Origin of the sequence: Pseudomonas sp. C11 (assembly GCF_034683865.1) — a bacterium.
Lineage (GTDB): Bacteria > Pseudomonadota > Gammaproteobacteria > Pseudomonadales > Pseudomonadaceae > Aquipseudomonas.
On the sequence record NZ_JAWIIP010000003.1, the window covers coordinates 83,095 to 97,389 of the forward strand.

The following is a 14,295-nucleotide window of genomic DNA, read 5'->3' on the forward strand; positions in this document are numbered from 1 at the left end:
CATTGCCGATATGGCGTGATCTACGACCTGAATGACACTGGCCGCTAGACCGATCGGTCTACATACTCCAGGCCATGACCAAGACCACACGTGACACCCTGATCGACGCCATGATCGACGCCCTGCAGCGCAAGGGCCTGCATGGTGTCGGCCTGAGCGAACTGCTGACCAGCGCCGGCGTGCCGAAGGGCAGCCTTTATCACCACTTTCCCGGCGGCAAGAACGAGCTGGCCATCGCCGCCATCGAGCGTGTCGGTCAGCGTGCCGAGCAGGCTTTTGCCGCGCTCTTCGAGCGCCAGGCCGATCCGCTGGATGCCCTCACCACCTGGCTGCAGCAGGCCCTCGGCCAATTGCAGGCCAGCGCGTTCGAGCGTGGTTGCCCACTGGCCACCGTCGCCCTGGAAAGCGGCCCGGACGATCACGCCATTCGCGCCGCCCTGGCCAATGCCTTCATCGCCATTCGTCAGGCACTGCAGCAGCAACTGCAGCGCCATGGTTATCCACAGCCGCAGGGCCTGGCCGCCCTGTTCGTCGCGCTCTACGAAGGCGGCCTGTTGCAGGCACGCGTCGCGGGCAGCAGCGAGCCGCTGAAGGAGGCCGTGACCACCCTGCTCCACCTCATCCGCCAGCACCGCACGGAGTCCATGCCAGCATGAATGCGCCGATCCGCAGTGAAACCCTGCCCCTGCTCGCCCTCGACGACTACACCTTGGCCGCCACGCGCTATTACGCCGAACAACCACGGGCGCAATTGTTGATTGCCGGCGCCACCGGCGTGCCGCAGGGTTTCTACCGACGCTTCGCCGAGCATGCGGCCAGCCGTGGTTTCAACACCCTGACCCTGGACTATCGCGGTATCGGCCAGTCCAGGCCGGCCAGCCTGCGCGGCTTCGAGATGGAGTATCTGGACTGGGCTCACCTCGACCTGGCTGCCGCCGTGGATCAACACCGGCATGCCGAGCGGCCGTTGTTCATGGTCGGTCATTCGTTCGGCGGCCATGCCTTCGGCCTGCTGCCCAATCATGATCAGGTCGCCGGTTTCTATACCTTCGGTACCGGCGCCGGCTGGCATGGCTGGATGCCAAAGAGCGAACAACTGCGCGTACTGGCCATGTGGCGCGTGATCGGCCCGCTGATGACGCGCTACAAGGGCTACCTGGCCTGGAGCAAGCTGGGCATGGGCGAGGATCTGCCGCTGGGCGTCTACCGCCAGTGGAAACGCTGGTGCCGCTTCCCCCACTACTTCTTCGACGACCCGCAGATGTCGGGGCTGGCCGAGCGCTTCGCGCAGGTGCGCACGCCCATCGTGGCGCTCAACGCACTGGATGACCTATGGGCACCGCCTGCCTCGCGCGATGCCTTCATGGCCGCCTACGTCAACGCACCGTACCAGGCGCGCACGCTGGATTCGCAGGCAGAAGGCCTGGGCGCTATCGGTCACATGGGTTATTTCCGCCCGGCGGCGCGGGGCCTGTGGGACGAGACGCTGGATTGGTTCGAACAGTGCATGGCTGGGCGGGCTGCGGCCTGACGATTGTCGGGCGCAGAAAAAAGAAAACCCCGCGTTAGCGAGGTTCTGCAGACTGTTGTCCTGACATCCTTGATCTGCTCACCGTCCTGGTGGCTGTCCAGTGTGTCCCTTTTCGTCGATGCGCTTCCTGCGCTGAATCCATGGACGGCAGAGTACGCCCGTACCGCTTTGCCTGAAAGCGGCGATCATCGCGACAGCTTGTAAGCCATGGCTTACAAAACGATAAACCACGACCCGATCACTGTTACCGCGTGAAACGGCTCACTCGATGCCTGCTGCTCTATCTGCGCTTGTGCAGCGACCGCAGCTTGTAGCGCTCACCGGGGTGGATCAGCCTTGCGTAGCTGATCAGGTGATCGCCGGACCAGGTACGGCGAATCACACTCAGGCAGGGCATGGCCGGATCGATCTGCAGATGCTCGGCGGTCTGCCCATCCACCAGCACGGCCTCGACCACATGCTCCACGTCCGACATTGGGCTGCTGGCCACCAGCACCTCGTTGGGCGTGCGCTGGCTGAAGTCGGTTTGCAGGTAATCGGGCACCCAGCGCGGGTTGACGAAGCGATCCTCGAGCTGGATCGGCAAGCCGTCCTGCAGGTGCACCAGCACGCTATGGAACACCTCGGTGCCCAGGCGCACGCCCAAGCGCAAGGCGACCTCATCATCGGCAGCAATGGCTTCGCAGCGCAGCACACGGTTGGCGTAGGCGTGGCCACGGCCGCGCACTTCGCTGGCGATGTTCATCACCTCATGCAGCGGCGATTCGGCCTTGCGGTCGGTGACGAAGGTACCGAGGCCAGCCTGGCGCATCAGGTAACCCTGCTGCACCAGATTCTGGATCGCCTTGTTGGCGGTCATGCGGCTGACGCCGAAGTCGCGCGCCAACTGTTCTTCCGGCGGGATCTGGTGATTGACCGGAAACGCGCCGCCCTGGATGCGCTCCAGCAGGAAGGCTTCGATGGCTTTGTAGCGCGGGGTGGTGGTCACGAAAGCTCCTTGGCAAGACCGGGTGCGCGGATGATAGCGCGCGATTCATTCCGTAGGAGCCCCGCCCCGGGGCGAAGCGCTGGTGGCCACTCGACACAATGTGCGGCATGCCCACCATTCGCCGCGAGGCGCGGCTCCTACAAAGCGCGTAGGACGGGCTCAGGAGCGAAGCTAACAGCCCGCCGGGCCATGCCCGTTTCGGCACCACAACCTGCGCCAAGCACTCAAACGGCGTACTGCTTCGCGAGTACGCCCTACATTCTGCATGGATGCAGGAGGTAGGGCGACGCAGGATGCCAAAGCCGAGCACGCCCTACATTTCTGCGCGACTCACCCCACCGACGGCAACATGCCGGCCGGCAGCAGCGGCGTCAGCACGCGCTCGGCCAGCAGCGCGTCAGCGGCGGCGATGTCCGGGGCGAAGAAGCGATCCTCAACGTAATACGGCACCTTGGCGCGCAGCGCCTGGCGGGCCTGTTCCAACGCTGGCGTGCTCTTCAGGCCTTCGCGGAAGTCCAGACCCTGGCAGGCCCCAAGCCATTCCACGGCGAGGATGCCACGGGTGTTCTCGGCCATATCCCACAGGCGTTTGCCGGCGTTCGGCGCCATGGACACGTGGTCTTCCTGGTTGGCCGAAGTCGGCAGGCTGTCGACGCTGTGCGGGTGGGCCAATGCCTTGTTGTCGCTGGCCAGGGCCGCAGCAGTGACCTGGGCGATCATGAAGCCGGAGTTGACACCGCCGTTGGCCACCAGGAACGGCGGCAGTTGCGACATGTGCTTGTCCATCATCAGCGAGATACGGCGCTCGGACAGCGAGCCAATCTCGGCGATGGCCAGGGCGATGTTGTCGGCGGCCATGGCCACCGGTTCAGCGTGGAAGTTGCCCCCGGAAATCACTTCGCCTTCGGCGGCGAACACCAGCGGGTTGTCCGACACTGCGTTGGCCTCAACGGCCAGCACCTCAGCGGCCTGGCGCAGCTGGGTCAGGCAGGCGCCCATGACCTGCGGCTGGCAGCGCAGCGAGTACGGATCCTGCACCTTGTCGCAAGCGGCGTGGGAGCTGCCAATCTCGCTGCTGTCGCCGAGCAGATGGCGGAAGGCAGCCGCCGCGTCGATCTGCCCGCGTTGGCCACGGGCGGCATGGATGCGCGCATCGAAAGGCGAACGCGAACCGAGCAGCGCCTCGACGCTGAGCGCGCCGCAGACGCTGGCGGCGGCGTACAGGTCTTCACCTTCGAACAGACCGCGCAGCGCGTAGGCGGTGGACACCTGGGTGCCGTTGAGCAGCGCCAGGCCCTCCTTGGCAGCCAGGGTCATCGGCTCCAGACCGGCGATGGCCAGCGCCTCGCTGGCTGGCAGCCACTGGCCGTTGTGACGTGCCTGGCTTTCGCCGAGCAGCACCAGCGACATATGCGCCAGCGGCGCCAGGTCACCGGACGCGCCGACCGAGCCTTTCAGCGGAATATGCGGGTAGACCTCGGCGTTGACCAGGGCGATCAGCGCCTCGATCACCGGGCGGCGAATGCCGGAGAAACCACGTGCCAGGCTGTTGATCTTCAGCAGCATGATCAGGCGCACCATGGCGTCGTCCAGCGGCTCGCCGATGCCGGCGGCATGCGACAACACCAGCGAGCGCTGCAGCTTTTCCAGGTCGTCGTTGGCGATGCGGGTCGAAGCCAGCAGGCCGAAACCGGTATTGATGCCGTAGGCGGTGCGGCCCTCGGCGATGATCTGATTGACGCAGGCGACGCTGGCGTCGATGGCCTGGTGGGCGCTGGCGTCCAGGGTCAGGTGCACGGGCGCCTGGTAGGCGGCGCGCAGGTCGGCCAGGGTCAGGTGGCCGGGTTTCAGGTTAAGCGTATTCATGGAATCTCTTTCCTCAGCCGATCATCGGCAGGTTCAAACCCTGCTCACGGGCACAATCGATGGCGATCTGGTAACCGGCGTCGGCGTGACGCATCACGCCGGTGCCCGGGTCGTTGGTCAGCACGCGGGCAATGCGCGCGGCGGCTTCGTCGGTGCCATCGCAGACGATGACCATACCCGAATGCTGGGAGAAGCCCATGCCCACGCCACCACCGTGGTGCAGCGACACCCAGGTGGCGCCGCTGGCGGTATTCAGCAATGCGTTGAGCAGCGGCCAGTCGGATACGGCATCGGAGCCGTCCTGCATCGCTTCGGTCTCGCGGTTGGGGCTCGACACCGAGCCGCTATCCAGGTGGTCGCGGCCGATCACCACCGGCGCGCTCAGCTCACCCGAGCGCACCATCTCGTTGAAGGCCAGGCCGAGCTTGGCGCGCTGGCCCAGACCGACCCAGCAGATACGCGCTGGCAGGCCCTGGAAGCTGATGCGCTCACGGGCCATGTCCAGCCAGCGGTGCAGGTGGGCGTCGTCAGGGATCAGTTCCTTGACCTTGGTGTCGGTCTTGTAGATGTCCTCGGGGTTGCCGGACAGCGCGGCCCAGCGGAACGGGCCGATGCCGCGGCAGAACAGTGGGCGGATATAGGCCGGAACGAAGCCGGGGAAGTCGAAGGCATTGCTCACGCCCTCTTCCTTGGCCATCTGGCGGATGTTGTTGCCGTAGTCGAAGGTCGGCACGCCCATCTTCTGGAAGTCGAGCATGGCCTGCACATGCACGGCCATGGACTGCTTGGCGGCCTTGACCACACCAGCCGGATCGGTGGCTGCACGATCCTTGTACTCGGCCCAGCTCCAGCCGATCGGCAGGTAGCCGTTGAGCGGGTCGTGGGCGCTGGTCTGGTCGGTGACCATATCCGGGCGCACGCCACGGCGTACCAGTTCCGGCAGGATCTCGGCGGCGTTGCCCAGCAGGGCGACGGAGATGGCCTTGCCTTCTGCGCAATATTTGGCGATGCGCGCCAGGGCGTCGTCCAGATCAGTGGCCTGCTCGTCGACGTAGCGGCTGCGCAGGCGGAAATCGATGCTGCTCTGCTGGCATTCGATGTTCAGCGAGCAGGCGCCGGCCAGGGTGGCGGCCAGCGGCTGGGCACCGCCCATGCCGCCGAGACCGGCGGTCAGCACCCAGCGGCCCTTGAGGTTGCCGCCGTAGTGCTGGCGACCGGCTTCGACGAAGGTTTCATAAGTGCCCTGAACGATGCCCTGGCTGCCGATGTAGATCCAGCTACCTGCGGTCATCTGGCCGTACATGGCAAGACCTTTGGCATCCAGCTCGTTGAAGTGCTCCCAACTCGCCCAGTGCGGCACCAAGTTGGAGTTGGCGATCAGCACGCGCGGCGCGTTGCTATGGGTCTTGAACACGCCGACTGGCTTGCCGGACTGTACCAGCAGGGTTTCGTCGTCGTTCAGGTTGGTCAGGCTCTCGACGATTTTGTCGTAGCACTCCCAGTTGCGCGCGGCCCGGCCGATGCCACCGTACACCACCAGTTCCTTGGGGTTCTCGGCCACGTCCGGGTCGAGGTTGTTCATCAGCATGCGCAGCGGCGCTTCGGTCAGCCAGCTCTTGGCGGTGAGCGTGGTGCCGCGCGGGGCGCGGATTTCGGTGTCGCGGAACTTGGTCATGTTGCGGGCTCCTGTGGGAACGGGTCAGTGGTGGGCGGTCAGAGCCAACCCAGAAATTGGGCGAGGTAGGCCAGGGGGATGGCCAGCAGCAGGCTGAGCAGGGTGCGCTGCAGCCAGATCAGCAGCAGGTGGCCCAGGCTCAGCGGAATTCGCGTGGCCAGCACGCAGGGAATCGAGGCGGAGAGAAACAGCACGCTGCTGACCGAGACGATGGCGGTGACGAACTTCACCAGCACGTCGGCGTCCTTGAGCAGCATCGCCGGCAGGAACATCTCGGCCAGGCCGGCGGACATGGCGCGGGCCACCTGCATCGGCTCGTCCAGGCCGAACAGCCAGGTCAGCGGGTAGAGCAGCATGCCGAGGGTGTCGAACAGCGGCGTGTACTTGGCGGCGAGCAAGCCGAGCAGGCCAACGGCGAGAATGCTCGGCAGGATGGCCGCGGTCATGCGCAGGCCATCGACGAATGTTTCGCGCAGCGCCGAGCCCAGCGAGGGCGCCACGCTGGCCTGCTGTATGCCGGCACGCCAGGCGCTGCCCAGGCGGCTTTCACCGGGTTGCAGCTGCGCCTCGGGCGTGGACTCGGACGGCAGGCGCGACAGCGGGTAGATACGTGCGCTGATCGCGGTGACGGCGAAGGTCACCGCCATGGCGCCCCAGAAATACAGGTTCCACTGGCCCATCAGGCCCAGGGTCTTGGCGATGATCACCATGAACGGCGCCGACACGGTGGAGAACCCGGTGGCGATGATCGCCGCTTCGCGCACGCTGTAATGGCCCTGCTGGTACATGCGGTCGGTGATCAACAGGCCCACCGAGTAGCTGCCGACGAAGGACGCCACGGCGTCGATGGCCGACTTGCCCGGCGTGCGCCAGATCGGCCGCATCACCGGCTGCATCAGCACACCGATCAGCTCCAGCAGGCCGAAGCCGATCAGAAATACCAGCGCCAGCGAACCCAGCGGCACGATTAGCGCCAGGCTGAGCACCAGCTTCTCGAACAGGAATGGCAGCATGTCCGGCTGGTACAAAGCCTGCGGGCCGAGCTGCAACAGGTAGGCGGCGCCGATCAGCAGGCCGAACACCTTGAGCACACTGAATACCGTATGGGTCAGGCTCCTGCGCCAACTGCCGTTGAGCCAGGGCGCCAGCGCGCCGTAGAGCATGAACAGCAGCGCCACGCCGATCACCAGTGGCCGCGCGTGTACTTGCAGGGCACTGGCCGCGTGGTCGAGCAGGATGGTCGAGCGCCCGGCGATCTCGAACGGCACGAAGAACAGCAGCAGGCCGATCAGGCTGTAACCCAGCAGGCGCGCCAGGGCGCGCGGGCGCGATACGCCGCCGCTCAAGGACAGGGACTCAGACATGACGCGGCTCCTGGCCGCGGCGGGCGGTGATGAACATCGGGGTTTCCTCGTAATTGTTGTTGTGCGAGAAGGTGTCGGGCTCAGAGGCTGAGCAGATGAATCAGTCGCGCCGCCACCTTGGCGGTGCGGTTGTCGATGTCGTATTCGGGGTTGATCTCGGCCAGGTCGGCCAGGCGCAGCTTGCCGCCGGCCTTGAGCCGTTCGAGCAGCGGCTCCAGCAGTTCCAGGCGCACACCACGAGCGGCTGGTGCGCTGACGCCTGGCGCTTCGCAAGCCGGCAGCACGTCGATATCGATGGTCAGGTAGAGCGCGTCGCACTCGGCAGCGAAGGCGTCCAGCTCGGCGCCGATGGCATCGAGGGTCGACTCGCGAATCTCATGATCCTCGCGCACCAGCACATTCAGCTCGGTGGCACGGGCGAATAGCGCGCGGGTGTTGCTGGCGCGGCTGACGCCGAGGCAGGCGTAGCGGAACGGCCAGTCGCGTGCGGCGCACTGCTCGGCGATCTGCGCGAAGGGCGTGCCGGAGGAATGCACATGGGCTGAGTCGCGCAGGTCGAAATGGGCGTCGAAATTGACGATACCGATCTTGGGAGCGGGGTTGCCGGACAGGTGCTCGGCCAGGCCCGACCAACTGCCGAACGCCACTTCGTGACCGCCGCCAATCACCAGCGGCAGATGGCCGGCGTCCAGCAGTGCGCAGACGTTTTGGCCGAGGCGCGCCTGGGCCGCGTCCAGGTCGCCGTCCTCGCAGGTGACGTCACCGGCGTCATAGGCCGGTGCCTGGCGGTGCCAGGCCAGGTTGGCCAAGGCCTTGCGCACGCTTTGCGGCGCAGCGGCGGCGCCGACACGGCCATGGTTGCGGCGCACGCCTTCGTCGCAGGCGAAGCCGAGCAGGGCCAGGCCCGGCTGGCTGTCTTCCGCCAGTGCCTGGATGCGCTGATGCCAGCGCGCGCTGTCGGTTTCCGGGTCGATTCGACCGCTCCAGGCGGCCATGCTGTGACGATCAGCGAGCATAGGTAATGGCTCCGTTGAACACACGCTGGCGCAGGCGCCCGGCCTGCACCGCGTAGGCCAATTCGGCCGGTTGCTGGATATCCCACAGGCACAGATCCGCCGGCGCGCCGACGGCAATGCGACCGAGCTCAGGCAGGCCGAGGGCGCGGGCGCCGTGGGCGGTCATGCCGGCCAGGGCTTCGCGCGGGGTGAGGCGAAACAGGGTGCAGGCCAGGTTGGCCATCAGTGTCGGCATCCAGATCGGCGAGGTGCCGGGGTTGGCGTCGCTGGCCACCGCCATCGGCACGCAGTACTGACGCAGCAGTTCGATGGGCGGCAACTGGGTTTCGCGCAGCACATGGAAGGCGCCAGGCAGCAACACGGCGACCGTGCCGGCCTCGGCCATGGCGCGCACGCCGGCCTCGTCGAGGTATTCGATATGGTCGGCGGACAGCGCGCCGTAGCGTGCGGCCAGGGCGCTGCCACCCAGATTGGAGAGCTGCTCGGCATGGGCCTTGATCGCCAGGCCGTAGGCCTGGGCTGCCTGATAGATGCGTTCGCACTGCGCCGGGGAAAAGCCGATGCCTTCGCAGAACACGTCCACCGCATCGGCCAGGCCTTCACGAGCAGTTGCCGGGATCATCTCGTCGCAGACCAGACTAACGTAGTCGTCGGCACGCCCGGCATATTCCGGCGGCAGGGCATGAGCGCCGAGCAGCGTGGTCAGCACGCGCACCGGGCGCAGTTCGCCAAGGCGACGGGCCACGCGCAGCATCTTCAGTTCGTCGGCAACGGTCAGCCCGTAGCCGGACTTGATCTCCAGCGTGGTCACGCCATCGGCCAGCAGCGCATCGAGACGCGGCAGGCTGGCGGCGATCAGCTCGTCTTCGCTGGCCGCACGGGTGGCGCGCACACTGCTGAGAATGCCACCGCCGTTGCGGGCGATGGTTTCGTAGCTGACGCCTTCCAGGCGCTGCTCGAATTCACCGGCACGATCACCGGCGTACACCAGGTGGGTGTGGCAATCGACCAGTCCCGGAGTCATCACGCCGCCACGCCCGGCTTCGACTGCGCCTTGCGCCAGGGTCTCATCGAAGGTGCGCGACGGCCACAGGCCGGCAATGCAACCGTCTTCGACCAGCACGTTCATCGCCTCGTCCAACTGCGCCAGGCCATCGAAGACCTGCACATCGCGCCATAGCTGTTTTGAGGTGGATTGCATCGGCATGGGATTCTCCCGGCTCAATTTGTATATACAATATGAGCGGATCGAATCGGCGTCAAGCCGTGACCATCCGTAAGATCCAATGATAAAGACCCTTATCGAAACGCCAGCTGTCTATGCATAAAGCCTATCAGCCTGCTGAAAGCCTCTATCAAAAGCCACGGATAGCCGCGCCGTGATCTAAACCGTTGGTCGCATTACTCATTATGTATATACATTTGGAGAGTCCATGCCTTTTAGCCTGCTCGATCCCACACTGGCCCTTGCCATGCCCTGGAAGAACGGCGGCGGTACGACGCTGCAGCTGGCCATCTCGCCAGCGGGCGCGGGCCTGGAAGATTTCGCCTGGCGCATCAGCAGCGCTCAGGTGGCGGTGGACGGTGCCTTTTCCAGCTTCCCAGGCATTGACCGCAGCCTGGCCGTACTCGCCGGCAACGGCTTGTGCCTGCAACGAGAGGATGGCCGGAGCGAAACGTTGTACAGCGGTGGCGCCATAGCGGCTTTTGCAGGCGAAGAGGCAATCGACGCGCAATTGCTGGGCGGCCCGATCACCGACCTCAACCTGATGACCCGACGAGGCCTCTGGACGCATCAGGTGCAGGTGCTGAAATGGCAGGGAACCCGAAGGCTGGAGAACGATGCGGCGGTGATGCTGCTGTGGAATGCGGACCAGAGCGAAGTCGACGTGAATGCTGGCGGCGCGATGCACCCGTTAGCGGCGGGCAATGGCCTGCTGATCGAGAACGAACCCGGCCAATTGCACCTGCACGCACAACGCCCCGCCCTGCTCTACGTGGCCTGGCTGAACCCGTGCGCACGCTGAAATAAAAAGCCCCGGCGCGCGGGCCGGGGCTCATTTGTGCGCGGCAGCGTAATCAGAACTGCGCAGCGTCCAGCAGATACAGCGACTCGCTACCGGCCTTGACCGATGCGCTCAGCGAGTGAATACGCGGCAGCAGGCGAGCGAAGTAGAAACGTGCAGTGCCGAGCTTGCTGGCGTAGAACTCCTCCTGCGCTTCCTTGCCCAGCGCAGCACGTGCCATCAAGGCCCACATGTAGGCATAGGCGGTGTAGCCGAAGGCCTGCAGGTACTCGACCGAAGCGGCGCCGATTTCGTTGGGATTACGCTTGGCGTTATCCAGCACCCAGGCCGTCAGCGCGTCGAGGTTCTCCACGGCAGCCGCCAGCGGCTGGGTGAACTCGGCCAGCGAGGCATCGGCCGAGGCGACGAAGGCTTTGATCTCGTCGGCGAAGTGCTTGTAGTAGCTGCCACCGCTACCGACGATCTTGCGCCCGACCAGATCCAGCGACTGAATGCCGTTGGTGCCTTCGTAGATCTGGGTGATGCGACAATCCCGGACAAGCTGCTCCTGGCCCCACTCGCGGATGAAGCCGTGGCCGCCGAAGATCTGCTGGCCATGCACGGTGGTTTCCAGCGCCATGTCGGTGAGGAAGGCCTTGGCCACCGGGGTCAGCAGGGCGACCAGTTCGTCGGCGCGCTGGGCGGTGGCCTTGTCCTCGCTGTATTTGGCGGTATCGAGCTGCATGGCGACGTAGCTGGAGAAGGCACGACCGCCCTCGTTCAGCGCCTTCATGGTCAGCAGCATGCGGCGCACGTCTGGGTGCACGATGATCGGGTCAGCGGCTTTGTCCTTGGCCACCGGGCCGGTCGGCGCGCGGCTCTGGATACGCTCGCGGGCGTATTCGATGGCGCTCTGGTAGCTGCGCTCACCGAGGGACAGCCCCTGAATGCCGACGCCCAGGCGCTCGTAGTTCATCATGGTGAACATCGCGGCAAGGCCCTTGTTCACTTCGCCGATCAGGTAGCCGGTGGCGCCGTCGAAGTTCATCACACAGGTGGCCGAAGCCTTGATGCCCATCTTGTGCTCGATGGAGCCGCAGCCCAGGGCGTTCTTCTCACCCAGCAAGCCGTCGGTATTGACCATGACCTTCGGCACCAGGAACAGCGAGATGCCTTTCGGGCCCGCCGGTGCGTCCGGCAGCTTGGCCAGCACCAGGTGGATGATGTTCTCGGTCAGGTCGTGCTCACCGCCGGTGATGAAAATCTTGGTGCCGGAAATCTTGTAGCTGCCATCGGCCTGCGGTTCGGCCTTGGTGCGGATGATGCCCAGGTCGGTACCGGCGTGCGGCTCGGTCAAGCACATGGAGCCTGCCCAAATGCCGGCGTACATGTTCGGCAGGTACTGCTGCTTCAGCTCTTCGCTGGCGTGATTGAGGATCGACAGGCAGGCGCCGGAGGTGAGCATCGGGTACAGGCCGAAGGACAGGCTGGCCGAGTTGACCATCTCCTCGACCTGGGCGCCGATCACCTTGGGCATGCCCATGCCGCCGAACTCCGGCGCGCCACCGACACCGACCCAGCCACCTTCGGCGTAGGTGCGGTAGGCCTCGGGGAAGCCGGTCGGGGTTTTCACCACACCGCCTTCCCAGGAGCAACCTTCTTCGTCACCGCTACGGTTCAGCGGAGCGATGCTGCCGGCCGTAACCTTGCCGGCCTCTTCGAGAATGGCGTTGGCGGTGTCTTCATCCACCACTTCGGCCAGGGCCGGCAGCTCGGCCCACAGCTTGGAGACTTCGAATACTTCATTGAGCACGAAGCGCATGTCGCGCAGGGGGGCTTTGTAATCGGCCATGACACATCCTCGGGAAAACGGACTGACGATAGGAGGTCGAGTTTAATCCAACAACTTTTCAGACACATAGGGTCGTGTTGTGACCATATATCCACATTGAGTTTATAGGTGCCTGAAATGAAAAGGCCCGCCAGATGGCGGGCCGATCGACCATGACCATTGGTCAGAAGGCGAAGTAGGCCTCCGGCAATTGCATGGTGCTGGCACTGCCAGCGCCGATAGCCTGACGATGCGCCTCGGTGCGCGGCAGGATGCGCTGGAAGTAGAAGGCGCAGGTGGCCAGCTTGGCCTGGTGGAAGCCATCGTCCTCGCCCGCTGCCACTTTCTCCTGGGCCACGACCGCCATGCGCAACCAGAGGTAGGCCAGCGTGACGTAACCCGAATACATCATGTAATCGACGGACGCCGCCCCCACTTCATCCGGGTTCTTCATCGCGGCCATGCCGATCTGCTGGGTCAGTTCGCCCCACTGCTTGTTCAGCGCCGCCAACTGGGCCACCTGTGCGGCCAGTTGCGGATGCGCCGCCTGTGCTTCGCAGAACTTGTGCACCTGCCGAGTGAAGCCGAGCAGCAGCTTGCCCTGGCTGCCCAGTACCTTGCGCCCGAGCAGGTCGAGCGCCTGGATGCCGTTGGTGCCCTCGTAGATGAGCGCGATACGGCAATCACGCACCAGTTGCTCCATGCCCCATTCGCGAATGTAGCCGTGCCCGCCGAATACCTGCATGCCGTGGTTGGTGGCCTCCAGGCCGGTCTCGGTCATGAAAGCCTTGCAGATCGGTGTGAGGAAGGCCAGCAGGTTCTCGGCGTCCTGGCGCGCTTCGGCCGTCTCGGCGTGGTGGGCGACATCGATCAGTTGCGCAGTGAAGTAGGCCAGCGCGCGGTTACCCTCGTTGAAGGCCTTCATGGTCAGCAGCATGCGGCGCACGTCAGGGTGCACGATGATCGGATCGGCGGCCTTGTCCGGCGCCTTGGGGCCGGTCAGCGCGCGCATCTGCAGGCGTTCACGGGCATAGCGCAAGGCGCCCTGGTAACTGGTCTCGCCCAGGCAGAGGCCCTGCATGCCGGTGCCGAGACGCGCGTGGTTCATCATGGTGAACATGCAGGCCAGGCCCTTGTTGGCTTCGCCGATCAGGTAACCGGTGGCGCCGTCGAAGTTGATCACGCAGGTCGCCGAGGCCTTGATGCCCATCTTGTGCTCGATGGAGCCGCAGCTCACCGCATTACGCGAACCAACGCCGTCCCCTTCGGGCATGAACTTGGGCACGATGAACAGCGAGATACCCTTGGTACCAGCCGGTGCATCGGGCAGCTTGGCCAGCACCAGGTGGACGATGTTCTCGCTCATGTCGTGCTCGCCGGCGGAGATGAAGATCTTCGTTCCGGAGATCGCATAACTGCCATCGGCCTGCGGTACGGCGCGGGTCTTGATGATGCCAAGGTCGGTGCCGCAATGCGGCTCGGTCAGGCACATGGTGCCGGTCCAGCGCCCCTCGGTGAGACGGGTGAGGTAGGTCTGTTTCTGCTCCTCGCTACCATGCGCATGGATGGCCGACATGGCACCGTGGGTCAGCCCCGGATACATGCCCCAGGACAGATTGGCCGAGCCGACCATCTCGCTGAACACCAGCCCGAGCGATGCAGGCAGGCCCTGACCGCCATAGGTCGGATCGGCCGCCAGGCCCATCCAGCCACCCTCGGCGTATTGGGCAAAGGCTTCCTTGAAGCCCTTGGGCGCGGTCACCACGCCGCTGTCGAAATGGCAGCCCTCTTCGTCACCGCTGCGGTTGAGGGGCGACAGCACCTGCTCGCAGAACTTGGCGCCCTCCTCGAGGATCGCGGTAACCATATCGGGGCTGGCATCACTGGCACCCAAGGCTTCGTAGTGAGCAGGAAAAGCGAAGACATCGTCGATCAGAAAGCGCATGTCGCGCAGCGGGGCCTTGTACTCGGGCATGTTCGATCTCCGTTCGGATAGCGGTCAGGTCACCCCACGCTAC

11 protein-coding genes are annotated in these 14,295 nt (G+C 65.1%); 3 read left to right on the forward strand and 8 right to left on the reverse strand.

Annotated elements, in window-relative coordinates; genetic code table 11:
- The first annotated feature begins 74 nt into the window (after nt 1-74).
- Nucleotides 75-656, forward strand: coding sequence for a TetR/AcrR family transcriptional regulator (locus VC352_RS06480; protein WP_322978762.1), 582 nt, complete (start codon nt 75-77; stop codon nt 654-656).
- Nucleotides 653-1,531, forward strand: coding sequence for an alpha/beta fold hydrolase (locus VC352_RS06485; RefSeq protein WP_322978763.1), 879 nt, complete (start codon nt 653-655; stop codon nt 1,529-1,531). The genes VC352_RS06480 and VC352_RS06485 overlap by 4 nt, the downstream gene beginning before the upstream one ends.
- Nucleotides 1,532-1,811: 280 nt before the next feature.
- Here the strand turns inward: VC352_RS06485 and hutC are convergent, their stop codons facing one another.
- The 6 genes from hutC to hutI form a co-directional block, all read right to left on the reverse strand.
- Nucleotides 1,812-2,519, reverse strand: coding sequence for a histidine utilization repressor (hutC, locus tag VC352_RS06490; RefSeq protein WP_322978764.1), 708 nt, complete (start codon nt 2,517-2,519; stop codon nt 1,812-1,814).
- Nucleotides 2,520-2,849: 330 nt separating this feature from the next.
- Nucleotides 2,850-4,385, reverse strand: coding sequence for a histidine ammonia-lyase (hutH, locus tag VC352_RS06495; protein ID WP_322978765.1), 1,536 nt, complete (start codon nt 4,383-4,385; stop codon nt 2,850-2,852).
- Nucleotides 4,386-4,398: 13 nt separating this feature from the next.
- On the reverse strand, nt 4,399-6,060 hold the full coding sequence (hutU, locus tag VC352_RS06500) for a urocanate hydratase (protein WP_322978766.1): 1,662 nt from the start codon (nt 6,058-6,060) through the stop codon (nt 4,399-4,401).
- Nucleotides 6,061-6,098: 38 nt separating this feature from the next.
- Nucleotides 6,099-7,424 carry a YjiH family protein gene (locus VC352_RS06505; protein WP_322978767.1) on the reverse strand — a complete coding sequence of 442 codons (1,326 nt, stop codon included), beginning with the start codon at nt 7,422-7,424 and terminating at the stop codon, nt 6,099-6,101.
- An 80-nt stretch (nt 7,425-7,504) separates the two neighbouring features.
- Entirely contained in the window at nt 7,505-8,440 is a 936-nt protein-coding gene (gene hutG / locus VC352_RS06510) for a formimidoylglutamase (protein WP_322978768.1), read from the reverse strand.
- The gene (gene hutI / locus VC352_RS06515) at nt 8,430-9,647 is read right to left on the reverse strand and encodes an imidazolonepropionase (RefSeq protein ID WP_322978769.1); all 1,218 of its coding nucleotides are present in this window, start codon (nt 9,645-9,647) and stop codon (nt 8,430-8,432) included. The genes hutG and hutI overlap by 11 nt, the downstream gene beginning before the upstream one ends.
- A gap of 226 nt (nt 9,648-9,873) precedes the next feature.
- On the opposite strand from hutI, the gene VC352_RS06520 reads away from it, so the two are divergent.
- Entirely contained in the window at nt 9,874-10,467 is a 594-nt protein-coding gene (locus VC352_RS06520; protein ID WP_322978770.1) for a HutD family protein, read from the forward strand.
- A gap of 52 nt (nt 10,468-10,519) precedes the next feature.
- Here the strand turns inward: VC352_RS06520 and VC352_RS06525 are convergent, their stop codons facing one another.
- Together VC352_RS06525 and VC352_RS06530 are read right to left on the reverse strand one after the other, a co-directional pair.
- Nucleotides 10,520-12,298 (reverse strand): acyl-CoA dehydrogenase C-terminal domain-containing protein, encoded by a 1,779-nt coding sequence (locus tag VC352_RS06525; protein ID WP_322978771.1) that lies wholly within the window; start codon nt 12,296-12,298, stop codon nt 10,520-10,522.
- Nucleotides 12,299-12,461: 163 nt separating this feature from the next.
- Complete coding sequence (locus VC352_RS06530; RefSeq protein ID WP_322978772.1) at nt 12,462-14,252, reverse strand: acyl-CoA dehydrogenase C-terminal domain-containing protein; 1,791 nt, start codon at nt 14,250-14,252, stop codon at nt 12,462-12,464.
- Nucleotides 14,253-14,295 lie beyond the last annotated feature (43 nt).

Bases quoted from the DNA above. Each gene is read 5' to 3' on its own strand.
- hutH (WP_322978765.1), bottom strand. From the start codon at position 4,385: ATGAATACGCTTAACCTGAAACCCGGCCACCTGACCCTGGCCGACCTG.
- hutU (WP_322978766.1), bottom strand. From the start codon at position 6,060: ATGACCAAGTTCCGCGACACCGAAATCCGCGCCCCGCGCGGCACCACG.
- VC352_RS06480 (WP_322978762.1), top strand. From the start codon at position 75: ATGACCAAGACCACACGTGACACCCTGATCGACGCCATGATCGACGCC.
- hutG (WP_322978768.1), bottom strand. From the start codon at position 8,440: ATGCTCGCTGATCGTCACAGCATGGCCGCCTGGAGCGGTCGAATCGAC.
- VC352_RS06505 (WP_322978767.1), bottom strand. From the start codon at position 7,424: ATGTCTGAGTCCCTGTCCTTGAGCGGCGGCGTATCGCGCCCGCGCGCC.
- VC352_RS06485 (WP_322978763.1), top strand. From the start codon at position 653: ATGAATGCGCCGATCCGCAGTGAAACCCTGCCCCTGCTCGCCCTCGAC.
- VC352_RS06520 (WP_322978770.1), top strand. From the start codon at position 9,874: ATGCCTTTTAGCCTGCTCGATCCCACACTGGCCCTTGCCATGCCCTGG.
- VC352_RS06530 (WP_322978772.1), bottom strand. From the start codon at position 14,252: ATGCCCGAGTACAAGGCCCCGCTGCGCGACATGCGCTTTCTGATCGAC.
- VC352_RS06525 (WP_322978771.1), bottom strand. From the start codon at position 12,298: ATGGCCGATTACAAAGCCCCCCTGCGCGACATGCGCTTCGTGCTCAAT.
- hutI (WP_322978769.1), bottom strand. From the start codon at position 9,647: ATGCCGATGCAATCCACCTCAAAACAGCTATGGCGCGATGTGCAGGTC.